The following is a 26,316-nucleotide window of genomic DNA, read 5'->3' on the forward strand; positions in this document are numbered from 1 at the left end:
GACTACAACACACCAAATTCTTTCAAGACCTGATGTGTGTGCTCGCGTCCCTGTGCGGTTCCCGGAAAACAGCCGGCTACCGCGCTGAAACTGAATAGTATGACCGCAGATTGCTGCGAGTCTCTTGAGACTTGCGGCGGTTATGGCGGAGGGGAGACACCCGGTCCCATCTCGAACCCGGAAGTTAAGCCCTCCAGCGCCGATGGTACTGCATGGGAGACTGTGTGGGAGAGTAGGTCACCGCCGCAATCAACGTGTGAAAGGCCCCGGACATTGTCCGGGGCCTTTCCGCATTCTGAAGCCTTTCGCATTTCCGGAGCGATTTTCCACCGCCCGGTTTCCCGTGGAAGGCGATGGTGAACGTGGGGAAGGTCTCGTCGCCGCCGGGAGCTGAGCGCGGGGCGTCGGGCCGGTGCGGTGACTCGGCTCGTGGGCCTGCAGAGCGCCTGGGAGCGGAGCGCGGTGGGTGAGTTCGCCTCGGCGCGGGAAAGGGCGCTGGCGGCCTTCCCAGGGCGGCGGAGGAGAGGACGGCGATGCGCCCGGAGGGTGGTTCCGACGGGGAAAGGAAACCCGGGTTTTCCGGGGGTTTCCCTTTCCGGGCGGGGACGGCGTTCGCGTCTGAGGGTCGCCGCGTTCCGTCTACCATGTAGAGGTGAAGGAAGAGGAAGGCCGCGGCGACAACCGCGAGGGACGTCAGGGGCAGCAGGGCGCGAACGGAGGCCGTGGGAACGGCCGGCCGGCGCGTAAGCCTGGTGCCCGTAAGCCGTTCAAGCCGGGGGCCGCTGGAAAGGGTCGGCCTCAGTCGGCGGGTTCGGGACAGCGCTCCGGCGGCTGGCAGGGCCAGTCCGGCGAACGCTCTAAGGACCGTTTCGGAAAACCCCAGGCGCGCGATGAACGGGGACGTTCCTTCGACCGCCGTGACGCGGGGCAGTCCGGCGAGCGCCGCGACTTCCGCAAGGACGACCGCTCCCAGGGCGGTGAGCGTCGTGACTTCCGTAAGGACGACCGTGGCTTCGGCCGCCGTGACGACCGCCCGCAGTCGGGCGAGCGGCGTGATTTCCGCCGTGACGACAAGGGCTTCGGCCGTCGCGACGATCGCGGCCAGTCCGGCGAACGCCGCGAGTTCCGTCGTGATGACCGTCCGCAGGGCGGTGAACGCCGCGACTTCCGCAAGGACGACCGCTCCCAGGGCGGCGAGCGTCGTGACTTCCGTAAGGACGACCGCGGCTTCGGCCGTGATGACCGGGGTCGACCCGGCGAGCGGCGTGACTTCCGCCGTGACGACAAGGGCTTCGGCCGCCGCGACGATCGCGGTCAGTCCGGCGAACGCCGCGAGTTCCGTAAGGACGACCGTGGCTTCGGCCGTCGTGACGACCGCCCCCAGTCGGGCGAGCGCCGCGACTTCCGCCGTGACGACCGCTCCCAGACCGGTGAGCGCCGCGACTTCCGCCGCGATGACCGTCCGCAGGGCGAGCGTCGCGACTTCCGCAAGGACGACCGCGGCTTCGGCCGCCGTGATGACCGCCCCCAGTCCGGCGAGCGTCGTGATGACCGTCCGCAGGGCGAGCGTCGTGACTTCCGCAAGGATGACCGCGGCTTTGGCCGTGATGACCGTCCGCAGGGCGAGCGTCGCGAGTTCCGTAAGGACGACCGTGGGTTCGGCCGTCGCGACGACCGCCCGCAGTCGGGCGAGCGGCGTGACTTCCGCCGCGACGACAAGGGCTTCGGCCGTCGTGACGACCGCGGCCAGTCCGGCGAGCGCCGTGACTTCCGTAAGGACGACCGCTCCCAGGGCGGTGAGCGTCGTGACTTCCGCAAGGATGACCGTGGCTTCGGCCGTCGCGATGACCGTGGCCAGTCCGGTGAGCGTCGTGAGTTCCGTCGTGATGACCGCCCGCAGGGCGAGCGCCGTGAGTTCCGTAAGGACGACCGGGGGCGGCCCGGGGAGCGGCGCGAGTTCCGCGGAGAGGGGCGGCCGTCGGCCGAGGAGCGGTTCGGGGAGCGTCGTGAGGAGCGGCGCCAGCGCGGTGGCTACGGCGCCCGGGAGGACCGGGACCCGCAGCGCACGTCCTATGACGACCCGGTGATCCCCGAGGAGATCACCGGTGAGGAGCTGGACGTCGAGGCGCGGGAGGAGCTGCGGACGCTGCCCAAGGACCTGGCGGCGCTCGTCGCCCGCCACCTGGTCGCCGCGGGGCGGCTGGTCGAGGATGACGCCGAGCTCGCCTACCGGCACGCCAAGACGGCGCGCCGCCTGGCCAGCCGGGTCGGGGTCGTCCGCGAGGCCTGCGGCATCGCCGCCTACCACGCGGGCGCCTGGTCCGAGGCGCTGTCGGAGCTGCGCGCCGCCCGCCGCCTGCCGGGACGCGAGGACCTCTACCTCTCGATCCTCGCCGACTGCGAACGCGGCCTCGGCCGGCCCGAGCGCGCCCTGGACATCACCCGCTCCAAGGAAGCGGGCTCGCTGCCCAAGGAGGAGCGCATCGAACTCCACATCGTGGAGTCCGGCGCCCGCCGCGACCTCGGCCAGTTCGACGCGGCGGTCGTCGCCCTGCAGATCCCCGAGCTGAAGGACCGGCGCCTGCGGCCCTGGTCCGCCCGCCTCTTCTACGCCTACGCCGACGCCCTCGTGGCCGCCGGCCGCGAGGAGGAGGCCAAGGACTGGTTCCTCCGCTCGGCCGCCGCCGACCGCGACGAGGAGACCGACGCCACCGAGCGCTACGCCGAACTCGACGGCCTCGAGATCATCGACATCGTCGACCCGGAGACCGCCGAGGAGACCGCCGAGGCGTCCGTCGAGGCGTCCGTCGAGGACTCCGCCGCGGCGACCCCCGAGTCCGGCCAGGAGCCCCCCGCCCCGCAGGCCCCCGCCTCGGCGACCCCCGAGCTGGAGCCCGCGGACGAAAGGCCCCGCGAGCCGGAGTCCCCGCTGACCCTGTCCTTCCAGCCCCCGCCGGACGCCCTCCCCGACCCGGAGTCCCCCGGCACCGAGGAAACCGACTGACGAGAAGGCCCGCTCCGCGGGCCTTCTTCTTTTTCACCCCCGGACCTCGCCACCGCCCTCCTCGCCGAGAAGAAGCCCCCGAGGACCGTTGGGCGCCCCTGACCCATGGGCAGGCGGCCTGAAGGCCGGGGCCCTCCCTTCCCGTGGGTTTCCGCGGGCTGCTTCGTGCGGCGAGGAAGGTTCCGTCGGCGGAAGGCGCGCGGGCGGAGGAGGGAAGGTCTCGCGGGTCTCTTTCCGCCGATTCCCCGGCTGCCGGCTCGAAAGCCGTCATAAGGCCGGTGGGGAGGGGCATGTCGGGTAGGGAATCGGAAAACCCCCTGAGGTTTCGGGGGGCGGGGACGGGAATCTGAGGAAGGTTCAGGTCTTGACGGCCGGGGGTGTTCGCGCCATATTCACGGGGCTGTTGTGGTCTGGCGGGGGATCGGATGATCGACTGCACGGCGTTCGGTGGTACTCGAGGAGGAGTGGACGCTATGCGCGGTGTGGGACGGCGGAACTTTCTGCGGGCGACGGTGGTGGGGGCGGGTGCGACGGCCTTCGCCGGAGGGTTGTGGCAGAGCGCTTTCGCGGGGCCGGCGCAGCCGGGGGCGGGGCCGTACGGACCGCTGGGGTCGGTGGACGCGAACGGGTTGCGGCTGCCGCAGGGGTTCAGCAGCCGGGTGGTCGCGCGGTCGATGAAGAAGGTCGCCGACACCGGGTACGTGTGGCACGCGGCGCCGGACGGGGGCGCCTGCTTCCCCGACGGCGACGGGTGGATCTACGTGAGCAACTCCGAGGTGCCGCTCGTGGGCGGGGCCTCGGCGGTGCGGTTCGCGGCGGACGGGACGATCACCGGCGCCTACCGGACGCTCAACATGACGCAGATCAACTGCGCGGGCGGGGCGACGCCGTGGGGGACGTGGCTGTCGTGCGAGGAGTACGACTACGGCTGCGTCTACGAGACCGACCCGTACGGGAAGAACGCCGCGAAGAAGCGGCCCGCGCTCGGCCGGTTCAAGCACGAGGCCGCGGCCTGCGACCCGGTCCGCAAGGCCGTCTACCTCACCGAGGACCGCTCCGACGGCTGCTTCTACCGGTTCCTCCCGCAGGTGTGGGGCGACCTGTCGGCCGGTGAGCTGCAGGTGCTGGTCGGTTCGGGGCCGGGGAAGGTCGGCTGGGAGAAGGTGCCCCAGCCGGAGCGGTGGATCACCCCCACCCGCGACCAGGTGGCAGGGGCGATGCGGTTCACCGGCGGCGAAGGCTGCTACTACAGCGAAGACGTCTGCTACTTCACCACCAAGGGCGACAACCGCGTGTGGTCCTACGACGCGGTGAACGAGGTGCTCGGCATCGCCTACGACGACGACCTCGTCGCGAACGGGGCCGCCACGCTCAAGGGCGTCGACAACATCACCGGCACCTCCGGCGGCGACCTCTACATCGCCGAGGACGGCGACGACATGCAGATCAACCTCATCACCCCCGACGGCGTCGTCGCCCCGTTCGTGCAGGTCGACGGGCATCCCGACTCGGAGATCACCGGCCCGGCCTTCTCGCCGGACGGGTCGCGGCTGTACTTCTCCTCCCAGCGGGGCGCCAGCGGCGTCATCCTGGGCACCGGCGGCGTGACCTACGAGGTGAGCGGCCCCTTCCGCGCCTGACCCCCGGACCTGGTCCCCCTGGCCCGGGGGATCAGGTCGAGGTCCCGGCCTCGAGGATGGAGACGATCGAGAAGAGGGTGAAGCAGACGGCGCCGAGGCCGACCATGACGCGGGCGGCGACGAAGAAGGCGGAGTCGGTGTCGGCGGCCTCGGCGAGGAAGGCGGAGAAGAACAGGCAGGCCAGGGCGGTGAGGATCGGCAGGATGGGGATGCGGTTGGCCAGGGGCGCCTGCCGCCGCCAGACCAGGGCCAGCAGCAGCGCCTTGGACAGGATGCTGTAGCAGATCAGGCCGAGGCCGATGAGGATGCAGCCGGGCGCTATCCGGGCGGAGGAGTGCGCGAAGATCAGCACCCCCAGGCCGAGCAGGACGTTGATCGTCCCCAGCACGACGACCATCGCGCTCCACCGGAAGCGCTCGGGCTCCCCGAAGCCGTTGCGGACCTGGCGGACGATGCTGGCGACCAGGGAGACCAGGCTCAGGCAGATGGCGCCCAGGCCGAACACCACGTGGCCGGCGACCCAGGAGGCGGTGGTGCTCCCGGTCCACAGCACGATCGCCAGGATGACCTCGATGAGGCCGCAGACGAACGGGATGGCGATGAGGACCCGCCCGGTCGTCGCCGAGTACACCTCGTCGGGCGCTCCCGCCTCGGGGCCCTGGGCGGCGTTGCGCGAGATGAAGGTGAAGTAGGTGGAGGAGGTGGCCACGGTGCTGACGCAGGCGGAGATGAGCCCGACGCCGAGCACCACGTGGCCGGTGAGCTGGTTCTCCGGCGCGTGGCCCTGCCGCATGATGACGATGCCCCAGATGACGGTGAGCAGGGCCACGAGGTAGCCGGTGGCCGGGAGCAGGATGCGCCAGAGGGTGCGGTAGCGCTCGATGAGCTGCCGGATGATCGTCGCGGCGGTGGTGAAGAGCGCGTAGCAGATGCCGGCCAGCGCGATGTTGACGTGGCCGGCGACGAAGTGCCCGGGGTCGTCGACGCGCAGCAGGTAGAGGCCGAACGCGAGGCAGACGGCGCCCATGACCAGAGGGATGGCCCTGAAGAGGACGCTGATGCCCAGGTTCATCGCTGCTCCGGTGGGTTCGGCGGTGTCCTCTCCTCTCCTGCCAGGCTTTCTCTCCCGAAGAACATGGCAATGCTTAATTTTCTGCGCAGGAATGTAGGTACCGGAAGTGATGTCCGGCCCGGAGGCGGTGTCCGGCGCGGTCCTGCGGTCAGCTCCGGAGCGAGTGCATGATCCCGGCCACGTTGCTCGGCGTGCTGTTGAGGACCTCGTACTTCTCCCGCAGTTCGGGGTCCTCGTAGGAGCGGTACCGTCCGGCGGTGCGCTCTTGGACCATGGCGACGGCGTGGTCGACGTCCAGGCCCTCGTCGTGGGCCTGCTGGACGGTCTCGACCCACAGCCGCAGCTCCTCCTCGGAACGGTCGAGGGTCAGGGGGACGTCGGTCACGGGACCGTAGTGGGCGAACAGCAGCCGGGTCGGCCGGAGCTCGCGGAACCGGTCGAGGGAGGCCAGCGCCGTCTCCAGGTCGAAGTCCGGCGGGGGAGTGGCGGGGCGGACCTCGGCGGTCTCGGGGATGTAGATGCCCGCGGCGTCCCCGACGTACAGGTCGCCGGTGAGGGAGTCGAGCAGGCCGACGTGGTGGCGGGCGTGGCCGGGGGAGTAGTACGTCTCCAGCCGGCGGCCGCCGCCCAGGTCGACGACCCCGGTGTCCTCCACCGACGTGATGCGGGCGGCGTCCGTGGGCTTCAGCTCGCCGAAGAGGGCGTCGAACATGTCGCCGAAGACCATGCGCGCGCTGCGCACGAGCCGTTCGGGCGAGGCGAGGTGACGGGCGCCCTTCTCGTGGACGACGACCTCGGCGGACGGGTAGAGCGCGGCGATGTCGCCGACGCCGCCCGCGTGGTCGAGGTGGATGTGGGTGACGACGACCGAGGCGAGGTCGTTCGCGGACACGCCCAGGGAGGTCAGCGCCTCCTGGACGATCGGGGCGGAGCCGGAGGTGCCGGGTTCGATGAGGCAGGGCCGGTCGCCGAGGATCAGATAGCCGGCGGTGATGCCCTGGAATCCGGCCATCTGGGTGTCGATCTCGTAGACGTCGTCGCCGAGCGGCGTGATCAGGTTCGCCATGGCCTCACACTAACCCGCCATTGATGATCTACAACGTAAAGGCGCCGGGTCTCAGAGCAGCCGCATCACCAGGCCGGTGCGCGGCTTGGGCCCGAACGACGTCGACTTGCGCGGCACCCGCTCCCCGCCGGCGGCCAGCGCCATCACCTCCGGGACCGTCAGCGGGTTCAGGATCACCGCCGTGCCCTCCGCCCGGCTCGCGCGCGCCACCGCGTGCGCCGGGTCGTCGTGCACCACCTGGACGCTGTGCTCGTCCGGGACGATCTTCCACAGGTCGCCGATCAGCAGCCCGTCCAGGACCGCGGTGTTCAGGGAGCGCCAGCGCGCGGAGCGGTCGGCGGGCAGGGCCGCGGCCAGCCGGACGGGGTCGGGCTCGTCGAGCAGCCACAGGCGGCAGCCCGAACCGGCGATCAGCAGGCCGTCCGGAGCCGCCTCCAGGGCGGTGAGCCCCTTGGCGAGACCGCCCTCCAGCGGCGTGACGCGGAAGGCCTCCGCGGCCCGCGTGACGGCCTCCTGCGGGTCCAGGCCCGGCAGGACGCGGTGGATGGCACCCAGATGCGGGGGATAGCGCAGGGAGTCGACCAGCAGCGCCAGCCCGTAGTCCCACGGGCCCGGACCGTCCTGGCGGGCCTGGAACTCCCGGTACGCGGCGTAGCGGTGGTGGCCGTCGGCGATCAGCGCCCGGCGGTCGCGCAGGTCGTCGGCGACGGTGCCGTCGTCGGCCAGGCGCCACAGGCGGTGCCGCGTCCCGTCCCCCGAGACGATCTCCAGCACCGGTTCGGAGCCGTCGGCGACCCTGTCGACCAGGTCGCTGGCCGGTCCGTCCCCCTCGTAGGTGAGGAGGATCGGCTCCAGGTTGGCGCGGGTGGCCTCCATCAGGGCGAGCCGGTCGCGGACGGGGCCGGGGTAGACGTTCTCGTGCGGCAGGATCACCCCCTCGGACTCGGCCCGCAGCCCCACGCAGCCGATGAGCCCGCGCTGCAGGAACCGGGGGCCGCCCATCTCGTAGACGTACAGGGCGGGAGAGTCGTCGACGGTCAGCGTCCCGTCGGCCAGCCACGCGCGCAGCAGCCCGCCCGCTGACGCGTGGCCGCCGGCCGGCAGGGTGATCCGCACGATGTTGTGGGTGTCCTCCGCCCTCAGCCGCCGCAGGTCGTCCTCGTCGATGAGGTCGTACGGCGGGCAGGTGACGGACTCGAGGCCGCCCACCGCGGCGGCGGAGAAGCGGACCCCGGCGAAGGGCAGGAGTTCCAGGCCCGCGGGCGGCGTGTCAGAAGTGCTCACGTTCGTTCAAGTTCCCCGCGGGCCGTGAAGATTCCCGCCGCAGGGTCCGGACATACGGGAGCGGGGCATGTTACGCATGGAGGTGCAGGGGAGGTGCGTGCCTTGGTGGAAGGTTCGAATGAGCCTCAGGAGACACCCGTGGACGTCTACGACCTTTACTCGCGCGGCATGCGGCTGCTGGGCTCGGGCAGTCCCGCGGCGGCCGTGCAGCCGCTGGCCAGGGCCGTGGAGGCCGATCCGCGCTCGCCCAGCCTCCGGGAGGCGCTGGGGCGGGCGCTGCTGGGGGCGCGGCACTACGCCGAGGCCGCTGAGAACTTCCAGTCGATCATCGAGGAGAATCCGGCGGAGGACTACGCCCGGTTCGGGCTGGGCCTGGCGCTGAGCCGGATGGGCGAGTTCGAGGCCGCGGTGGAGCACCTGGCCCTGGCGGCGGCGATGCGGCCGGAGAACCAGGACTACGCCTCGGCGTTGCGGCATGCCCGAGCAACCCTCGACTCCCGGAGATGACGAATGCTGATCGACGCCTACGACGTGGCGCTGCTGGACCTGGACGGTGTCGTCTACCGCGGCCGCAAGCCGGTCGAGAACGCCGCCGAATCCCTGGCCAAGGCGCGGGCCCAGGGGATGCGGCTGGCCTATGTGACGAACAACGCCTCGCGGTCGCCCGGCGCCGTCGCCGACCTGCTGACGAGCCTGGGCGTCCCGGCCGCGGCCGAGGACGTGGTGACCTCCGCGCAGGCGGCGGCGCGGCTGCTGGCCGAGCGCCTCCCAGCGGGGGCGAAGGTGCTGGTGGTGGGCGGCACGGCTCTGCGGCACGCGCTGTACGCCCAGGGCCTGACCCCCGTCTCGACGTCCGCCGCCCGCCCCGAGGCCGTCGTCCAGGGCTTCTCCCCGCACCTGGACTACGGCCTGATCTCCGAGGGCGCCCAGGCCGTCCGAAACGGCGCGCTGTTCGTGGCCTCCAACGGCGACTTCACAGTCCCGGTCCCCGCCGGCCCGCCCAAGCCCGGCAACGGCTCGCTCGCCCAGGTGATCCGCTACGCCACCGGCGTCGACCCGATCATCACCGGCAAGCCCGAGACCCCCCTGCACCGCGAGAGCATCCTGCGCACCGGTGCCGAGCGCCCCCTGATCGTCGGCGACCGCCTCGACACCGACATCGAGGGCGCCTATAACGGCGGCGCCGACAGCCTTCTGGTCTTCACTGGTGTGACCGACCCCCTCACGGCGCTGACCGCCCCGCCCCACCACCGCCCCACCTACCTCGCCCCCGACCTGACCGGCCTGCTCACCGACCACCCCCCGGTCGAAGAGCAGGCGGGCGCCTACACCTGCGGAGCCTGGACGGCCGCCTGGGACGGACCCGCCATCCGGATCACCGGCGAAGGCGATCCCTGGCGCGGCCTCTACGCCCTGGCCGCAGCCGCCTGGCACACCGACACCCCGGCCCCCCGCGGGGCCGTCGAACCGGCTCTGGACGTCCTGGGGCTGGGCTAGGAGGCCACCGGCTCCGGCATCGGAGGGGCGGCGGGCGCGGGGACGGGCCACAGGCGGTCGCCGAGCAGGGCGAGCGCGGCGGGCAGCAGGACCCCTCGGATGAGGGTGGCGTCGAGCAGGACGGCGGCCGCAAGGCCGACGCCCATCATCTTGTACTCGATCGCCGACAGTACGGCGAAGACGCCGAAGGCGGCGATCATGATCGTGGCGGCGCTGGTCACGACCCCGGAGCCGGTGCCGACGCCCGCCACGATCGCCTCCTTCATCGAGGAGCCCTCCGCCCGGTGCTCGCGGACGCGGCTGAGGACGAACAGGTGGTAGTCCATGCTCAGCCCGAAGAGGATCACGAACATGAACAGGGGCAGCCAGCCGATCACCCCGCCGTAGGGAGTGAATCCGAGCACGGAGCCGAAGTGGCCGTCCTGGAAGACCCAGGTGAGGACGCCGTACGCCGCGCCCAGGGACAGCAGGTTGAGGGCGATCGACATCAGCGCGATGACCGGGGAGCGGAACGAGAAGGCCAGCAGCACGAACGCCAGGGCGAGGACGAAGCCGATGACCAGCGGGGAGCGGTCGGTGATCCGTTCGGTGAAGTCGTAGGCGAAGGCGGTCCTGCCGGAGACCGCGTGATCGACGCCGTCCAGGGAGCCGAGCGCGGCGGGGGCCCTGTGGGCGCGCAGCGCCTCGAGCGAGCGGTTGGCGGTCTCACCGGTGCCGAAGTGCGCGAGCGGCACGCGGGCGACCAGGATCCGGTCGGTGCGGGCGGTGGAGATCGGCTCCAGCCGGTCCACCGCCCGCCGGACGCCGGGCGCGTCCAGCGCGCCGGGCCGCTTCTCCCACAGGACGATCCAGGCGGGGGACGGAGTCCCGGGGAAGGCCTCCTGCATGCGGAGCGCCGCGTCCACCACGGGGACCGTCCGGGGGAGGCTGTCGGTGACGGCGGCGTCCTGGAGCCGCATGTCCAGCGCCGGGACGGCCATCACGGCCAGCGCGAGAACCGCCAGGCCGCCGGACCGGAGCGGGCGGCGCACCACGACGCCCGCCACGGCCGTCCAGAATCGGGACCCGTCGGCCGGGGCGCGGCGGCCCAGGAGGGGCAGCCGCGCCTTGTCGACCCGCGGGCCGAGCGCCGCCAGCAGCGCGGGAAGGACGGTGACCGAGCCGAGCACCGCCATGCCGACGACGAGGAGCGTCCCGGCGGTCAGTCCCTTGAAGTTGTCGAGGCCGGTGAACAGCAGGCCCGTGAGGCACACCATCACGGTGAGCCCGGAGAGGACCACCACGTGCCCGGACGTCCGTGCGGTGATCTCGAGGGCTTCCGCGACACCGCGCCCGGCCGCCCGCTCCTCGCGGGAACGGCGCAGGTAGAAGAGCGAGTAGTCGATGCCCACCGCGATGCCGATCAGCAGGACGATGGATGAGGCGGCGCTGTTGACGGGGACCCAGTGCGCGGCCACCTGGAGCAGGCCGAACGCGCCGAGCACGCTGGTGATCGCCAGCAGGAGCGGGATCCCGGCGGCGACGAGCGAGCCGAACACCACGAGCAGAATGACGATGGTGAGCGGCAGGGAGAAGAACTCCGCGCGCTTCATGTCGTCCTTGATGCCCATGTCCACCGCGTCCGCCAGGCTCTTGTCCCCGGCCTGCGCGACCCGGACGTCCGGGTGGAGCGCGGCGACCCGTTCGACCTCCGATGCGATCGCGTCGTAGTGGGCGGAGAACGCGTCGCCGGGTCCGGCGATCTGAAGGTTGATCAGGGCGGAGCGGCCGTCGGCGGACAGGAGGCCGTCCCGCTCCAGCGGTGAGCGCAGTGCGGTGACCGCGCCGGGCAGCGAGCGCAGGGCCGTGGTCAGGTCCTCGACGGCGCGCCGGGCGGGGGAGCCCGCGGCGGCCGGTCCGGCGCCGTCGCCGCGCGGCTGGACGAGGATGTTCTCCTGCAGCGGGACGTAGGAGGTCTGCGCGTCGAGGACGCGGTCGGCCCGGCCGGACTCGCCGGGATCGGTGCTGTTCACCGGGGCCAGGCCGAGCAGCGGGCCCGCCAGCACGGAGACGGCCACCAGGGCGAGCCAGCCGGTGATCGCCGCCGCACGGTGCCGTACCGACCAGCCGGCGATCCGCTCCACCAGCGGACCGAGGGAGGATTTGCGTTCAGGCAGCACGAACTGCTGTCCTTTCCCTGAGGGAGTGTCCTGTGAGAACCCGCCCCATGGCGGGATGGCACTTCTTCGTCCGGGCCGTCGAGTTGCCGCTCGACGGCCCGGAACGTCCACCGGGTCATTCGACCGTGCGGAGCACCTGGTCCAGCGAGCGCATCCGCTCGTCCAGCGCGGCGAGCCGGTCGTGGATCTCGGCGAGCCGCCGGTCGGTTCCCCGCTGGGCGTTCGCGGAGGACTCGGCGAGCCTGCGGTACTCCTCCTCGCGCGCCAGCACCGCGCGGGCGCGGACCGTCGCCCCGACCTGCAGGATGATCACTGTGATCACCGTGGTGATGAAGGCGAAGACGCCGAGGGCGCCGACGACCTCCGCCAGTTCGTGTCCGTCCATCAGCCTGATCCTTTCGTCTCGTCCCCGGGAACGGTCAGCGTGCGCACCGCGGCCTCGACGGACCGCGGTGTCAGCTCGATCGCGAACGGGTTGACCTCGTAGTACTTCAGCGCCTTGCCGTCGTCCGACAGCTCCGTCCGCGCGGTCACCAGGCCCGCCGCCTCCAGCTTGCGCAGGTGCACCTGGAGCAGGGGCCGGCTGATTCCCAGCCGCCGCGCCAGCCGGCTCACGTAGTCGTCCTCCGCGGCCAGCGCGGCCAGCACCCGCAGCCGGTGCGGATTGGCCAGTGTGCTCAGCACGCGCAGCAGGTCGTCTCCGCTCGGCCCGCCTGGGCTCACGGCGTGTCCTCGTACATGCAAAGAAAAGTTAGCACATGTATATTTGAATTTGCAGGTGCTGGGAGAAAACGGGCGAACCGCCCTCTTCCGCGGTGCGGAAGGGGCGGTTCGCCCAGGATTCGGCTTAGGTGAGGGCCGGCGGAAGGGGGATCTCGGCGAGGATCGGGAGGAGGTGCTCCTCCTCGTAGGACAGGTGGGCTCGGAGCTCCTCGGAGATGCGCTTCAGATCGGTGCGGAAGCGTTCCGGGTCGGCGGTGGAGACGCCTTCCAGGAGGTCGAGGAGCTCTTTCTGCAGGCGGGCGAGCGTCTGGTGCTCCTTGTGGAGCCGGGTGAAGGTGTCGTGCAGGTGGGGGTGGGCCGCCTCGAGGGCGGGGAAGAGGTGGGAGTCCTCGCTGGTGTGGTGGAAGGTCAGGGACTCGCAGAAGGCCAGGCAGTGCTGGCGTAGCTGGAGGCCCAAGCCCGGGGGAGTGCCGGGGCCGCCGCGCTCCCGTTCGGTGAAGTAGGCGTCGGCCTCGGCGCGGACGTGCTGGAGCTGCGAGCGGAGCCAGGTGTGGACTTCCAGGAGCTTGCCGGCCAGGTCGGCGGGCGGAGGGGCGTCCGCCTCGGGCTCCGAGCGCTGGAGCGTGACGACCGGGATGGTGCGGGCCGTCTGCTTCTGGTAGTCGGCGTAGCCGGGGGCGGCGTCGACGGCCTTGGCGAACAGGGCGTCCCGCCGGGCGCCTTCGGCGGGGACGGCGATGGCGCCGTACATCTCGTCGCCGATCTCGACGCGGACCATGGGGTGGGCGAGCAGGTTGTGGTACCAGGCGGGGTGGCGGTCGGAGCCGCCGGCGGAGGCCACGATGAGCAGGCGGGCGCCGTCGCGCACGTAGCCGAGGGGGACGGTGTGCTCCTCGCCCGACCTGGCGCCGGTGGTGGTGAGCAGCAGGAGGTCGCCGCCCTCGAAGGGGCCGCCGACGCGGCCGCCGTTGGCGCGGAACTCCTCGATGACCGCATGGTTGAAGGACATGGGCATGGTATGTCAGAACTCCCGGGGAGAGAGAGGGAAAGGGGAAGCGAAGATCGCGGAAAGGCCGATGAGGCCTGGAAGGGGAAAAGAGCGCACGGCGGCGCGGAAAGACCGCGATGAGCGGAAGACCGCGATAATGCGATAAGGGGAGAAGCCGTGCGCGGACGCTGAACGTCAGGCGCTGTGCGCGGGGAGAATGCCCATGAGTCGGCTCCTTTGCATCCCGTGTCTCGCCCGGTCGCCGGCCTGCCCACTGCTCTCTGGCCGGTGCCACGTGGACACGAAGGTCATGAAACAGTCATCCCCCGGAATTGTCAACGGGAGGGGTTCACAGGACCTTGCGCAGGCGCAGGAGGTCGAGGACGCTGGCCTCGATGCGGAGCCTTCCGGTGGCCCAGGCCTTGGTGGGGCTGAGGCGGTCGGAGGCGAGGTCGACGAGGTCGCGGGCGGCGATCGTCAGGCGCACCTGGGCGGACCTGGGGTCGCCGGTGGGGGCGAAGGGCGCCACGCCGGTCCTGCTCAGGCGGCTGGCGTAGGAGACGCCCAGGTCGCTGATGTGGCAGCTGATCGTGCGGTCGACCGCGTGCTGTGCCCATTTGTCCGGGTCGACCTCATCGAGACGGGACACGAGGTCGGCCAGGGCCGCCTCGCACTCCTCCACCGTCGCCATGACAGGCCCATTCCCCGTTCCGTCGACATCATCCGACATCATCGTCGTCACAGGACGGTAGCGTTCTTCGTGTGCCGCATGCGAACCGCGGCGCGCCGGGAACACCGGATCCTCCCGGGACGCCCGGTCTGCACGGGCAGAGGGAATCGTCGAGCGTTGTGATGGGCGGGGAGATGGAGCCAGGGTCCACCGGGGACGAGCGGGTCGACGCCGTGCTGGCCGCCCTCGGCGCGCTGCCGGGGACGCCGGTCGCTGGGCATGTCGCGGTCTTCGAGCGGGTGCATCTGGGCCTGCAGGAGGTCCTCGCCGACGCGGAGTCCGCCCGGGGGGCGACCGGATGAGCCGCCGCAGGCTCGACGCCGAGCTGGTGCGGCGCAAGCTCGCCCGCTCCCGCGAACACGCGGGGCAGCTGATCGCCGAGGGGCGGGTGAAGGTCGGCGGCCAGGTCGCCGCCAAGGCCGCGACCCAGGTCGAGACGTCCGCGGCGCTGGTGGTCGAACAGCAGGACGAGGGGCCCGAGTACGTCTCCCGCGGCGGCCACAAGCTCGCCGGGGCGCTGAGCGCCTTCTCCGGGCTGCGCGTCGAGGGGCGGCGCTGCCTGGACGCGGGCGCCTCCACCGGCGGGTTCACCGACGTGCTGCTGCGCGCGGGCGCCGCGCACGTGGTGGCGGTGGACGTCGGCTACGGGCAGATCGCCTGGTCGCTGCGCACCGACGAGCGGGTCACCGTGGTGGAGCGGCTCAACATCAGGGACATGGCGCCCGAGCACGTCGGCGAGCCGCCGGAGGTCGTCGTCGGCGACCTGTCGTTCATCTCGCTGACGAAGGTCCTGGCGCCCATCCGGGCTTGCGCGGCGCCCGGCGCCGACTACGCGATGATGGTCAAGCCCCAGTTCGAGGTGGGCAAGGAGCGCGTCGGCGCGGGCGGGGTCGTGCGCGACCCGGAGCTGCGCAAGGAGGCCGTGCGCGGCGTCGCGGCGCATGCAGCGACGCTGGGGCTGGGCGTCCTGGGCGTGGCGGCCAGCCCGCTGCCGGGTCCGTCCGGCAACGTCGAGTACTTCCTCTGGCTGCGCGCCGGCGCCCCGCCCCTGGCCGAGGAGGACCTGGAACGGGCGGTGGCGGAGGGACCGCGATGACCCGCACCGTTTTGATCATGGCGCACACCGGCAGGCCGGGCGCGGTCACCAGCGCCAGGCTGGTGATCCGGCAGCTGGAGGAGGCGGGCATCGGAGTGCGGGTGCTGGCCGAGGAGGCCGAGGACATCGGCTGCGCCGGAGCCGAGCCCTGCCCGGCCGACCGCGCCGCCGGTGAGGGCGCCGAGCTGGTGATCGTGCTGGGCGGTGACGGCACCCTGCTGCGCGCCGCCGAGCTGACCCGTGAGACCGGCACCCCGGTGCTGGGCGTCAACCTGGGCCACGTGGGGTTCCTCGCCGAGGCCGAACGGGCCGACCTGGCCGCGGTCGCCGCGCGGGTCGTCGCCGGGGAGTACGAGGTCGAGGAGCGCATGGCGATCGACGTCCTGGTGCGCCACAACGGCTCCGACCACCGCACCTGGGCGCTGAACGAGGCGTCGGTGGAGAAGGTGGCGCGCGAGCGGCTGCTCCAGCTCGTCGTCGGCATCGACGGGCGGCCGCTGTCGCACTGGGGCTGCGACGGGGTGGTGGTGGCCACCCCGACCGGCTCCACCGCCTACGCCTTCTCGGCGGGCGGCCCCGTGGTGTGGCCGGAGGTCGAGGCGATGCTGGTGGTGCCGATCAGCGCGCACGCCCTGTTCGCCCGGCCGCTGGTGGTCTCCCCGGCCTCCACGGTCGCGGTCGAGGTGACCCAGGAGAACGAGGGGGCCGTACTGTGGTGCGACGGACGCAGGACCGTCGACCTGCCTCCGGGGGCCCGCGTCGAGGTGCGGCGCAGCGGGGTTCCGGTGCGGCTGGCACGGCTGCACCTCACCCCGTTCACCGACCGCCTGGTGACCAAGTTCGGGCTCCCGGTCGCGGGCTGGCGGGGGCGCGTTCGCACACAGGAGCGATAATCTTTGCGCCGGATCGGGTGCCCGGTCCGGCGGAGAACGGTACTGCGCGAGCGGATGAGGTGTCCCCTTGAGACCGATGGTCGAAGAGGTCCGGATCAAGGGCCTTGGCGTCATCGACGAGGCAGTGCTGGAGCTGTCGCCGGGCTTCAACGTGGTGACGGGTGAGACCGGCGCCGGCAAGACCATGGTGGTGACCAGCCTCGGGCTGCTGTTCGGCGGCAAGGGCGATCCGCGGCGGGTGCGCCCGGGCGCCGACAAGGCGGTCGTGGAGGGCAGGATCGTCCTCGACCCGGCGGGCCGGGCCGCGGCGCGGGTGGAGGAGACCGGCGGCGACCTCGACGAGGACGCGCTGATCATCACCCGCACGGTGTCGGCCGAGGGCCGCTCCCGCGCCCACCTGGGCGGGCGCTCGGTGCCGGTCGGCACCCTGCTGGCGCTCGCCGACGACCTGGTGGCCGTACACGGCCAGTCCGACCAGCAGCGGCTGCTGCAGCCGGGCCGCCAGCGCGAGTCGCTGGACCGCTACGCGGGCGCGGAGCTGGTCGCGCCGCTGCGCGAGTACACCCGCGCCTACCAGCGCCACCGCGAGGTCAGCAAACTCCTCGAGGAGCTGACCACGCAGGCGCGGGCGCGCGCCGACGAGGCCGAGCGGCTGCGCTTCGGGCTGGAGGAGGTCGAGAAGGTCGACCCGCGCCCCGGCGAGGACGTGGAGCTGGCCGCCGAGGACGAGCGGCTGGCCAACGCCGACGCGCTGCGCACCGCCTCCAACACCGCGCACGAGGCGCTCCTGGGCGATCCGTCCCAGGTCGAGGCCTTCGCCGACGTCACGAGCCTGCTGGGCACCGCGCGCGGCGCGCTGGAGGCCGTCCGCGACCACGACGCGGAGCTGGGCGCGCTGGCCGACCGGCTGGCCGAGGCCGGGTACCTCATCGCCGACATCGGCGGCGAGCTGGCCGCCTACACCGAGTCCGTCGAGGCCGACCCCAAGCGCCTGGCCGCCGTCCAGGAGCGCCGCGCCGACCTGTCGATGCTCGCCCGCAAGTACGGCGGCGGCGTGGACGAGGCGCTGGCCTGGGCGCGGGAGGCCGCCGCGCGGCTGCAGGAGCTGGAGGGCGACGACGAGCGGATCGCCGCCCTGGAGGCCGAGGAGGCCGAGCTGGCCGAGCGGCTGCACGAGCTCGCCGCGCGGGTGACCGAGGTGCGCCAGGCGGCCGCCGAGCGCTTCTCCGCGGCGGTCACCGCCGAGCTGTCGGCACTGGCCATGCCGCACTCGTGCATCGTGGTCGCGCTCACCCGCGCCGCCGGGTTCACCCCGCACGGCGTCGACGAGGTCGAGCTGCGGCTGGCCGCGCATCCGGGCGCGCCCGCGATGCCGCTGAACCGCGGTGCCTCCGGCGGCGAGCTGTCGCGGGTGATGCTCGCCATCGAGGTGGTCTTCGCCGGCGCCGACCCGGTGCCGACCTTCGTCTTCGACGAGGTCGACGCGGGTGTCGGCGGCAAGGCCGCGGTCGAGATCGGCCGCCGCCTGGCCAAGCTGGCGCGGACCGCGCAGGTGATCGTGGTCACCCACCTGCCGCAGGTCGCCGCCTTCGCCGATCAGCACCTTCTGGTGGAAAAGTCCGATGACGGCACCGTGATCCGCAGCGGTGTGCAAACCTTGGACACCGACGCCAGGGTCCGGGAGCTGTCCCGGATGCTGGCCGGGCTGGAGGACAGCGAACTCGGGCGTGCCCACGCCGAGGAACTGCTGGACATCGCGGCCCGGGACAAGGACGAACAGGCCTGACCCGACGGGTTGTACGGCTCTGGCAGGATGTAGAGGTCATGAGCGAACCGGGGGCCGAATCCGACACGCGCACGCGATCACGCCTGCGCGGTGTGCGCCTCTTCGGCCTGCGCAGGTCCGGCGCCGGTGACGACCGCTCCGGGGTGAGCGGCACCGCCCGGCTGGACAAGCGCACCAAGAACCTGGCCAAACGCATGCAGCCGGGCGAGATCGCGGTGATCGACCACGTCGACCTCGACCGCGTCGCCGCCGACTCGCTGGTGACGGCCGGGATCGCCGCCGTGGTCAACGTCTCGCGCAGCATCTCGGGGCGCTACCCCAACCTCGGCCCGGAGATCCTCCTGGAGGCCGGCATCGCGGTCCTCGACGACGTCGGCCCGGAGATCTTCGACAAGGTCGCCGAGGGCGACGTGCTGCGGCTGGACGGCGCCTCGGTCTACCGCGGCGACGAGCTGGTCGCCAAGGGCATCCGGCACACCGCCGAGACCATCGAGGCGGCCATCGAGGAGGCCAAGGCAGGGCTGTCGGCCCAGCTGGAGTCGTTCGTCGCCAACACGATGGAGTACGTCAAGAAGGAGCAGGAGCTCCTCACCGACGGCGTGGGCGTCCCGGACGTGCGCACCTCCTTCGAGGGCAGGCACGCGCTGATCGTCGTGCGCGGCTACCACTACCGCGAGGACATCGCCACGCTGCGCCCCTACATCCGCGAGTACAAGCCGGTGCTCATCGGCGTCGACGGCGGCGCCGACGCGCTGCTGAAGGCCGGGTACAAGCCCGACATGATCGTCGGGGACATGGACTCGGTCTCCGACGAGGCGCTCACCTGCGGCGCCGAGATCGTCGTGCACGCCTACCGGGACGGGCGCGCGCCCGGCCTGAGGCGCGTGGAGGAGCTCGGGCAGGACGCGGTGGTGTTCCCCGCCGCGGCCACCAGCGAGGACTGCGCGATGCTGCTGGCCGACGACAAGGGCGCCCAGCTCATCGTCGCGGTCGGCACCCACATGAACATGGTCGAGTTCTTCGACAAGGGCCGCGCCGGCATGTCCAGCACCTTCCTCACCCGGCTGCGGGTGGGCAGCAAGCTGGTCGACGCCAAGGGCGTGAGCCTGCTGTACCGCAGCCGGATCTCCTCCTCGGCACTGCTGGTCCTGGTGGCCGCGGCACTGGTCACCATGGTCGCGGCACTGGCCGTCTCCCCGTCGGGGCCGACCCTGATGTCGGCCCTGGTGGAGCACTGGCACTCCTTCCTCTTCTGGCTGACCGGATTCTTCACGTGATCGATTTCCGCTACCACCTCGTCTCCATCGTCGCCGTCTTCCTCGCTCTGGCGACGGGCCTGCTGCTGGGCTCCACGACCGCCGCGCAGGAGGCGTCCAAGAAGATCGTCGACCAGAACGTGCAGGTCATCCAGCGCAACAACGACGAGCTGCGGGCGCAGGTGAAGGCCCAGGGCGACCAGCTGGCGGGCGAGGAGCGCTTCGCCGAGGCGATCGGCCCGCAGATCCTGGCCGACCGGCTGAAGGACGAGTCGGTGCTCTTCGTCCTGGCGCCCGGCGCCGAGGAGGCCATGCGCACCGGCCTGGACGCGGCGGTCAAGGAGGCGGGCGGCACCGTCACCGGCTGGGTGAGCCTGACCGACAAGTTCCTCTCCGACGACCAGGTGCAGGCCGTCGACCAGCTCGCCGAGGTGCACAAGCCCGCCGACCTGACCTATCCCGAGGGCGCGGACGCCTACACCAAGGCCGGGACGCTGCTGGCGACCATGCTGGTGACCAAGGACGCCGACCAGGCCGGGCACGAGGAGGTCGGCTCCGGGTCGGTCCTGCAGGGTTTCCGCGACCAGGGTCTGCTGACCACCGGCGGAAAGCCGGGTGCCCGTGCCACACTCGCGGTAGTGGTGGCCCCGGCGAGCCCGTTCGAAGGCGACGGCGCCGAGGAGGACGACAAGGCGCTGGTCGCGCTGACGGCGGCGTTCGACCGCGGCACCCGTGGCACCGTGGCGGCCGGCGACGCCTCCTCGGCGGGCGCGGGCGGACTCCTGTCCGCGCTGCGCTCCTCCGACGCGGCTTCGTCGGTCTCCTCGGTGGACGCCGCGAACACCGCCTCCGGGCAGATCGTGACCGTCCTGGCGCTCAACGTGGAGATGAGCGGGCGGTCCGGCCACTACGGCACGGGGTCGGACGTCAGCGGCTACCTGCCCGAGCCCCTGCCCACCGTCCCGACCACCTCTGGAGAAAAGCCGTGAAGCGTCTCCTGATCGGCACAGTCCTCGGCGCCGTCGCCGCCCGCGCCGCCTACACCGCGCTCACCCGCCGCCCGCCGGGGTTCAACGGCCTCACCGGGCAGGAGGTGTGGGGCCGCGTCAACCACCGCTCCGAGCCGGTCACGCTGCTGGAGGGACCGGCGTTCGTGGCCGGCGCCGCCGCGGCGGGGCTGGCCGCGCCCGGCCTGACCGGCCGGATGCGCGCCGCCGCGCTGGTGGCGGGCGCCGCCTCCGGGGTGCTGGGCGCCTACGACGACCTGGCCGGCGACGGCTCCTCGCGCGGGTTCAAGGGCCACCTCGCGGCGCTGGCCCGCGGCGAGGTGACGACCGGCGCGGTCAAGGTGCTGGGCATCGGCGCGACCGGCCTGGCCGCCGCCGCGCTCGCCGGCTCCCCGGCCCGCACGCCGGCGGGGCGCGCGCTGGACACCCTGCTCAACGGGGCGATCGTCGCCGCCGGGGCGAACGTGATGAACCTCTTCGACCTGCGGCCCGGCCGGGCGATCAAGGTGGGTCTGATCACCGGGCTGCTGCTGGCCGCCGGGGCCGGGGCCGCCGTGGTCGCCGCCCCGCTGGGCGCGGCGGTGGCGCTGCTGCCCGAGGACCTGGGCGAGCGGGCGATGCTCGGCGACGCCGGCGCCAACGCGCTGGGCGCGCTGCTGGGCCTGTCGGCCACGCGGCTGCCGCTGCCGGGGCGGCTGGCGGTGCTGGGCGGCCTGGTGGCGCTGAACGCCGTCAGCGAGTACGTCAGCTTCACCAAGGTCATCCGGGAGAGCCCGCCGCTGAACTGGGTGGACATGCTGGGCCGCCGCCCGGTCGAGACCAAGCCGGAGCCCGTCCAGGTCCGGTGAGACGCCTCGCGAGCGGTATCGCCGGCGCCGCCCTCCTCATCGCCGTCCTGACCGTCCTGTCCCGCCTTGCCGGGTTCGGCCGCACCGCGGTCTTCTCCCAGACGGTCGGCACCTCGTGCCTGAGCGACGTGTACTTCACCGCCAACCAGGTGCCGAACATCATGTTCGAGATCGTCGCGGGGGGCGCGCTGGCCAGCATGGTGGTGCCGGTGCTGGCGGGGCCCGCCGAACGCGGGGAGGGCGAGACCGTCCGGCGCACGGCCTCGGCGCTGCTCACCTGGGTGCTGATGCTGCTGGTGCCGCTGGCGCTGCTGGTGGCGCTGCTGGCCGGGCCGATCATGGCGCTGCTCAGCTGGGGCGGTGAGCTGGGCGGCTGCGACCCTGCGGCGTACCGGGCGATCGGGGCGCGGATGCTGCTGGTGTTCGCGCCGCAGATCGTGATGTACGGGCTGGCGGTCGTGCTGTACGGGGTGCTGCAGTCTCACCGGAGGTTCACCGGCCCGGCGCTGGCGCCCCTGCTGTCCAGCCTGGTGATGATCGCGGCCTACCTGGCCTACGTCCCGCTGATGGACGGGCACGACCCCGACCGGCTGCCGGAGGTGCCGCGCGACGCCGAGCTCATGCTCTCGGTCGGCACGACGGTGGGCGTGTCGGCGATGGTCGTCGTGGCGCTGGCGGCCGGCTGGCCGCTGAAGCTGAGGCTGCGGCCCGCGCTGCGCTTCCCCGACGGGGTGGGGCGGCAGGTGCGCGTACTGGCGTTCGCGGGACTGGCGACGGTGGTGGCGCAGCAGCTGACGACGCTGGCGATCCTGATCCTGAAGAACCAGGGTACGAAGGCCGCGCTGTCCCACTACACCTACGCCTGGGCGATCTACCTGCTGCCGTGGGCGATCCTGGTGGTGCCGATCGCCACCAGCGCCTTCCAGTCGCTGTCCGCCCGCTTCCAGGACGCCGACCCCGCCGACTTCGACCGGATCGCCGCGAGCACCACGCGGGCGGTGGTGCTGGTCTCCTGCCTGGGCGCGGCCCTGGTCGCCGCGGTCGCGGTGCCGGTCGCCTGGTTCTTCGACCCGCCCCGGCCGGGCGTGGAGGCCCAGCCGGAGGTGCTGGCGCGGGCGCTGCTGGCGTTCGCGCCGGGCCTGCTCGGCTACGGGCTGGTCGCCCATCTGGGGCGCGCCCTGTACGCCTGCGACCGGGGCAGGGAGTCGGCGCGGGCCGTCGTCATCGGCTGGGTGGCGGTGCTGGTGGCGGACGTCGTGCTCGTTCGGCTCGTGCCCGAGGACTGGGTGGTCGCGGCCTTCGGCTTCGGCAACGCCGCGGGCATGACCGTCGCCGGGGCGCTGCTGCTGGTGGCGCTGGTGCGCGCCCGGGGCCTGGCCGCCGTCGACGGGCTGCCCAGGGCGGCGCTCGGCGGGCTGCTGGGCGGCTCGGTGGGCGCGGCGGCCGGGTACTCGGTCGCGCGGGCGTTCGGGGTGGGCGACCAGATGCACAACCTGCTGGGCGCGGCCGCCGCCGCGCTGGCCGCCGCGATCGTCTTCGGCGTGCTCGCCGCTTTCACCGCCAGGGACGACCTCCGCGAGATCCTGGCGCGGCGGAGGTGAGCGGCCCGGACGGCGGGTAGGGATCCGGGCACGACCTTGATCGTCGGGCCGTTCCCCGGAGGGCGCGCGTCCGGCGGCGCGCCGCCCGTGGCGGGACGCGCGCCGGGCCGTCCACAGGGTGTGCCGCGGGGGGCGGGCGGTCAGGCTACGGTCGGGGGACGGGCCGTCCGGGGGAAGTACGACTACGGCGAGGTGAGGACATGGAAGAAGGGCACGGCATGAGGGTCGCGCTGGTGCTGGCCACCAGCGCGGGCGGGATCGGGGCGCACGTGCGGTCCGTGGCGGCGGGGCTGGCGGCCCGCGGCGCGCGGGTGCTGGTGTGCGGGCCCGAGTCCACCGAGAAGACCTTCGGGTTCTCCGGGCCGGGTGTGCGGTTCGCCCCGGTGGAGATCGCCGACCGGCCCCGGCCCGGAACCGACCTCAAGGCGGTGGCGCGGCTGCGCTCGCTGGTGCGCGGCGCCGACGTGGTGCACGCGCACGGGCTGCGCGCCGGGGGGCTGGCGGTGCTGGCCCGCGGCAGGCTGGAGGGCCTGCGGGTGGAGACGGGGCCGCCGGTGGTGGTCACCCTGCACAACGCGGTGCTGGAGGGCGGGATGGTCGGGGCCGCCTACGCCGTGCTGGAGCGGGTCGTGGCGCGCGGCGCCTCCGGCGTGCTGGGCGTCTCGCCCGACCTGGAGGAGCGCATGCGCGCGCTGGGGGCGCGCCGGGTCGGCCACGCGCTGGTGCCCTCCCCCCAGATGGACCGCAAGCCCGGCCCGGACGCCCGGGAGCGGCTGCGCGAGGAGCTCGGCCTGGGCGACCAGCACGCGGTCCTGACGGTGGCGCGGCTGGCCGACCAGAAGGGCCTCTTCGACCTCCTGGAGGTGGCGGGCTGGCTGCGGGAGAAGGAGACGCTCTTCCTGCTGGTGGGGGACGGCCCGCTGGACGGGCGGCTGCGCGAGCGGATCGCCGCCGACGACCTGCCGGTCCGGCTGCTGGGGCGGCGCGACGACGTCCCGGAGCTGCTGGCCGCGGCCGACCTCGTCGTGGTGCCGAGCCTGTGGGAGGGCCAGCCCCTGTTCGTCCAGGAGACGCTGCGGGCGGGCCGACCGCTGGTGGCCACCCGGGTCGGCGGCATCCCCGGCATGACGGACGACGCGGCGCTGCTGGTGCCCCCGCGCGACGCCGGGGAGCTCGCCAAGGCGGTCGCCTCGGTCCTGGAGGACCCCCGGAAGGCGCGCGGCCTGGCCGAGGCGTCGGCGCGGCGGGGCCGTGAGCTGCCCGGCGAGGAGGACGCGGTGGACCGGCTCCTGGCGTACTACCGGGGGTTCCTTCGGGAGCGGGGGAGTGAGTAGAGTCGCCACTCCAGTGTGATTGAATCCCGTTCTAGAATAACCCTCGGCTACGGAGCCGCACCCCCTGGGCGGAGCCGGCCGGGACGACTGGAGAGGTGTGCGCATGGCCATCGGGCTGACCGAGGAGCACGAGGACCTGGCCGCGTCGGTGCGGGGCTTCGCCGAGCGTTACGTGACCCAGGCGGTGGTACGCGCCGCCCTGGACGCCGAGGAGGAGACCAGGCCCGCGTTCTGGCCCCAGCTGGCCGAGCAGGGCCTGCTGGGCCTGCACCTGCCCGAGGAGCAGGGCGGCCAGGGCTACGGGCTGCTGGAGCTGGCCGTGGTCGCCGAGGAGCTGGGCCGCGCCGCCGCGCCGGGCCCGTTCCTGCCCACCGTGCTGGCCAGCGCGGTGATCGCCTCCTCCACCAACGCCAAGGCGCACGGCCTGCTGGCCGGCCTGGCCGACGGCTCCCGCACCGGCGCGCTCTGCCTGGCCGGCGGCTTCACCGCCGTCCGCGAGGGCGACGCGCTGAGCATCAGCGGCTCGGCCGAGCCGGTGCTGGGCGCGGGCATGGCCGACGTGATCGTGCTGAAGGCCGGCGAGGACTGGGTGGCCGTCGACGCCGCCGCGCTGACCGTCACCGCCCGGCCGAGCCTGGACAAGGTGCGGCGCTCGGGCCGGATCGAGGCCGAGGGCCTGGCCGTCCCCGCCGAGCGGGTGCTCGACGGCGTCACCGACGCGCGCGTGAACGACCTGGCCGCCGTGCTGCTGGGCGCCGAGAGTATCGGCGCGGCGTCCTGGGGCGTGACCACCGCCGCCGAGTACGCCAAGGTCCGCGAGCAGTTCGGCCGGCCCATCGGCCAGTTCCAGGGCGTCAAGCACAAGGCCGCCCGCATGCTCATCGGCCTGGAGCAGGCCCGCGCCGCCGTCTGGGACGCCGCCCGCGCCGTGGGCGAGGGGGCCAAGGACGCCCGGTTCGCCGCCGCCGTCGCCGCCGTGATCGCCCCCGACACCTGCGCGCAGATCGCCCGCGACGCCATCCAGATCCTCGGTGGCATCGGCTTCACCTGGGAGCACGACGCCCACGTCTACCTGCGCCGGACGCTGACCAACAAGGCGCTGTCGGCGTCGGCGCACGACGCCGCCGTCGAGGTGGCCGAGCTGGCGCTGGCCGGCGGCCGCCGCGCGGTCGAGCTGGAGCTCGACGAGGACACCGCGCCGCTGCGCGAGCGCGTCCGCGCCGAGATCGCCGAGCTGAAGGCGATCGAGGACCGCGGCGAGCTGAACGCCAAGATGGGCGACGAGGGCTGGACGGTCCCGCACTTCCCCAAGCCGTGGGGCCGCGGCGCCCAGCCGATCGAGCAGATCCTCATCCAGCAGGAGCTGCGGGCCGCCAAGGTCAAGGCGCCCAACCTGGTCATCGGCGCCTGGCTGGTGCCGTCCCTGGTCAGCTACGGCTCCGAGGAGCAGAAGGAGCGCTTCCTGCGCCCGACGCTGCGCGGCGAGATCGTCTGGTGCCAGCTGTTCTCCGAGCCGGGCGCCGGCTCGGACCTGGCCGCGCTGTCGATGAAGGCCGAGAAGGTCGAGGGCGGCTTCAAGCTGACCGGCCAGAAGATCTGGACCTCGGTCGCCCAGCACGCCCAGTGGGGCTTCTGCATCGCCCGCACCAACCCCGACGCGCCCAAGCACGAGGGCATCACCTACTTCCTGGTGGACATGAAGTCCCCCGGCGTGGACGTGCGCCCGCTGCGCGAGCTCACCGGCGAGGCGCTGTTCAACGAGGTCTTCCTCGACGAGGTGTTCGTGCCGGACGACTGCGTGGTCGGCGAGGTCGACAAGGGCTGGCAGGTCGCCCGCAACACCCTCTCCAACGAGCGGGTGTCGCTGTCCACCGGCGGCGGCCTGGGCATGGGAGTGCCCGAGCTGCTGGCGTGGTTGGAGGGCAGGGAGCTGACGCCGCAGGCCAAGGCCGAGGCCGGCCGGCTGATCGCCGACGGCCAGTCGATCGACCTGCTGGGCCTGCGCACCACCCTCAAGCAGCTGTCGGGCGTCAACCCCGGCGCCGAGGCCTCGGTCCGCAAGCTGCTGGGCGTGCAGTTCAACCAGAACGTCGCCGACCACTGCTGGGCCTCCCAGGGCGACCTGGCCGCGATCGAGGAGCCGATGGCCCCCACCGGCATCGTCGCCCGCGCCATGCTCTTCAGCCGCGCCATGACGATCTACGGCGGCACCACCGAGGTCCAGCTCAACATCATCGGTGAGCGCCTGCTCGGCCTCCCTCGCGACCCCGAACCCGGCAAGTGAGGCACCCCGGCCCCGCTCCCCCCCCCCGGGGGGGGGCGGGGCCGGCCC

The 26,316-nt window shown here is 72.9% G+C and carries 22 protein-coding genes and 1 rRNA gene; 15 read left to right on the plus strand and 8 right to left on the minus strand.

What is annotated here, in order from left to right; all coding sequences use genetic code 11:
• Positions 1-132 precede the first annotated feature (132 nt).
• The 3 genes from rrf to ABD140_RS00015 all read left to right on the plus strand — a co-directional run bounded on the left by rrf (position 133) and on the right by ABD140_RS00015 (position 4,644).
• Positions 133-249: ribosomal RNA gene (gene rrf / locus ABD140_RS00005) — 5S ribosomal RNA — on the plus strand.
• Between the two features lie 403 nt (positions 250-652).
• On the plus strand, positions 653-3,004 hold the full coding sequence (locus tag ABD140_RS00010) for a hypothetical protein (RefSeq protein ID WP_344235240.1): 2,352 nt from the start codon (positions 653-655) through the stop codon (positions 3,002-3,004).
• A gap of 473 nt (positions 3,005-3,477) precedes the next feature.
• A complete protein-coding gene (locus tag ABD140_RS00015) occupies positions 3,478-4,644 on the plus strand; it encodes an alkaline phosphatase PhoX (protein ID WP_344235243.1) in 1,167 nt (388 codons plus the stop codon).
• A 31-nt stretch (positions 4,645-4,675) separates the two neighbouring features.
• On the opposite strand, the gene ABD140_RS00020 is transcribed toward ABD140_RS00015, so the two are convergent.
• The 3 genes from ABD140_RS00020 to ABD140_RS00030 all read right to left on the minus strand — a co-directional run bounded on the left by ABD140_RS00020 (position 4,676) and on the right by ABD140_RS00030 (position 8,066).
• The gene (locus ABD140_RS00020; RefSeq protein WP_344235245.1) at positions 4,676-5,716 is read right to left on the minus strand and encodes a DUF2776 family protein; all 1,041 of its coding nucleotides are present in this window, start codon (positions 5,714-5,716) and stop codon (positions 4,676-4,678) included.
• Between the two features lie 148 nt (positions 5,717-5,864).
• Entirely contained in the window at positions 5,865-6,782 is a 918-nt protein-coding gene (locus tag ABD140_RS00025) for an MBL fold metallo-hydrolase (protein WP_344235247.1), read from the minus strand.
• A gap of 51 nt (positions 6,783-6,833) precedes the next feature.
• On the minus strand, positions 6,834-8,066 hold the full coding sequence (locus ABD140_RS00030; RefSeq protein WP_344235249.1) for a DUF1015 family protein: 1,233 nt from the start codon (positions 8,064-8,066) through the stop codon (positions 6,834-6,836).
• 138 nt (positions 8,067-8,204) lie between these two features.
• Between ABD140_RS00030 and ABD140_RS00035 the strand changes: the two genes are divergently transcribed.
• Positions 8,205-8,573, plus strand: a complete 369-nt coding sequence (locus ABD140_RS00035; RefSeq protein ID WP_344235251.1) for a tetratricopeptide repeat protein — start codon at positions 8,205-8,207, stop codon at positions 8,571-8,573.
• 3 nt (positions 8,574-8,576) lie between these two features.
• The gene (locus ABD140_RS00040; RefSeq protein ID WP_344235253.1) at positions 8,577-9,563 is read left to right on the plus strand and encodes an HAD-IIA family hydrolase; all 987 of its coding nucleotides are present in this window, start codon (positions 8,577-8,579) and stop codon (positions 9,561-9,563) included.
• Here the strand turns inward: ABD140_RS00040 and ABD140_RS00045 are convergent.
• The 5 genes from ABD140_RS00045 to ABD140_RS00065 form a co-directional block, all read right to left on the minus strand.
• A complete protein-coding gene (locus ABD140_RS00045; protein WP_344235255.1) occupies positions 9,560-11,722 on the minus strand; it encodes an MMPL family transporter in 2,163 nt (720 codons plus the stop codon). The two genes, ABD140_RS00040 and ABD140_RS00045, sit on opposite strands and share 4 nt — an antisense overlap.
• A 115-nt stretch (positions 11,723-11,837) precedes the next feature.
• The gene (locus ABD140_RS00050; RefSeq protein ID WP_344235257.1) at positions 11,838-12,107 is read right to left on the minus strand and encodes a hypothetical protein; all 270 of its coding nucleotides are present in this window, start codon (positions 12,105-12,107) and stop codon (positions 11,838-11,840) included.
• The gene (locus ABD140_RS00055; protein ID WP_344235259.1) at positions 12,107-12,445 is read right to left on the minus strand and encodes an ArsR/SmtB family transcription factor; all 339 of its coding nucleotides are present in this window, start codon (positions 12,443-12,445) and stop codon (positions 12,107-12,109) included. The genes ABD140_RS00050 and ABD140_RS00055 overlap by 1 nt, the downstream gene beginning before the upstream one ends.
• A 124-nt stretch (positions 12,446-12,569) precedes the next feature.
• On the minus strand, positions 12,570-13,454 hold the full coding sequence (locus tag ABD140_RS00060; protein WP_344235261.1) for a nitroreductase/quinone reductase family protein: 885 nt from the start codon (positions 13,452-13,454) through the stop codon (positions 12,570-12,572).
• A 328-nt stretch (positions 13,455-13,782) separates the two neighbouring features.
• The gene (locus tag ABD140_RS00065) at positions 13,783-14,124 is read right to left on the minus strand and encodes an SCP2 sterol-binding domain-containing protein (RefSeq protein ID WP_344235263.1); all 342 of its coding nucleotides are present in this window, start codon (positions 14,122-14,124) and stop codon (positions 13,783-13,785) included.
• Positions 14,125-14,297: 173 nt separating this feature from the next.
• Here ABD140_RS00065 and ABD140_RS00070 point away from each other — a divergent pair, with 173 nt between their 5' ends.
• The 10 genes from ABD140_RS00070 (at position 14,298) to ABD140_RS00115 (ending at position 26,268) form a co-directional block, all read left to right on the plus strand.
• Entirely contained in the window at positions 14,298-14,465 is a 168-nt protein-coding gene (locus ABD140_RS00070; RefSeq protein WP_344235265.1) for a hypothetical protein, read from the plus strand.
• On the plus strand, positions 14,462-15,259 hold the full coding sequence (locus ABD140_RS00075) for a TlyA family RNA methyltransferase (RefSeq protein ID WP_344235267.1): 798 nt from the start codon (positions 14,462-14,464) through the stop codon (positions 15,257-15,259). The genes ABD140_RS00070 and ABD140_RS00075 overlap by 4 nt, the downstream gene beginning before the upstream one ends.
• On the plus strand, positions 15,256-16,152 hold the full coding sequence (locus ABD140_RS00080) for an NAD kinase (RefSeq protein ID WP_344235269.1): 897 nt from the start codon (positions 15,256-15,258) through the stop codon (positions 16,150-16,152). Before ABD140_RS00075 ends, ABD140_RS00080 begins: the two co-directional genes overlap by 4 nt.
• Positions 16,153-16,228: 76 nt before the next feature.
• Positions 16,229-17,938 (plus strand): DNA repair protein RecN, encoded by a 1,710-nt coding sequence (gene recN, locus ABD140_RS00085; RefSeq protein ID WP_344236405.1) that lies wholly within the window; start codon positions 16,229-16,231, stop codon positions 17,936-17,938.
• Between the two features lie 38 nt (positions 17,939-17,976).
• A complete protein-coding gene (gene steA, locus ABD140_RS00090; protein ID WP_344235271.1) occupies positions 17,977-19,215 on the plus strand; it encodes a putative cytokinetic ring protein SteA in 1,239 nt (412 codons plus the stop codon).
• Entirely contained in the window at positions 19,212-20,183 is a 972-nt protein-coding gene (locus ABD140_RS00095) for a copper transporter (RefSeq protein ID WP_344235273.1), read from the plus strand. Before steA ends, ABD140_RS00095 begins: the two co-directional genes overlap by 4 nt.
• The gene (locus tag ABD140_RS00100; protein WP_344235275.1) at positions 20,180-21,049 is read left to right on the plus strand and encodes a hypothetical protein; all 870 of its coding nucleotides are present in this window, start codon (positions 20,180-20,182) and stop codon (positions 21,047-21,049) included. Before ABD140_RS00095 ends, ABD140_RS00100 begins: the two co-directional genes overlap by 4 nt.
• On the plus strand, positions 21,046-22,650 hold the full coding sequence (gene murJ, locus ABD140_RS00105) for a murein biosynthesis integral membrane protein MurJ (RefSeq protein WP_344235277.1): 1,605 nt from the start codon (positions 21,046-21,048) through the stop codon (positions 22,648-22,650). Before ABD140_RS00100 ends, murJ begins: the two co-directional genes overlap by 4 nt.
• 200 nt (positions 22,651-22,850) lie before the next feature.
• Positions 22,851-23,984 carry a glycosyltransferase gene (locus ABD140_RS00110; RefSeq protein ID WP_344235279.1) on the plus strand — a complete coding sequence of 378 codons (1,134 nt, stop codon included), beginning with the start codon at positions 22,851-22,853 and terminating at the stop codon, positions 23,982-23,984.
• A gap of 103 nt (positions 23,985-24,087) precedes the next feature.
• On the plus strand, positions 24,088-26,268 hold the full coding sequence (locus tag ABD140_RS00115; RefSeq protein WP_344235281.1) for an acyl-CoA dehydrogenase family protein: 2,181 nt from the start codon (positions 24,088-24,090) through the stop codon (positions 26,266-26,268).
• The last annotated feature ends 48 nt before the right edge of the window (positions 26,269-26,316 follow it).

Source organism: Actinocorallia libanotica (assembly GCF_039525175.1).
GTDB lineage: Bacteria > Actinomycetota > Actinomycetes > Streptosporangiales > Streptosporangiaceae > Actinocorallia > Actinocorallia libanotica.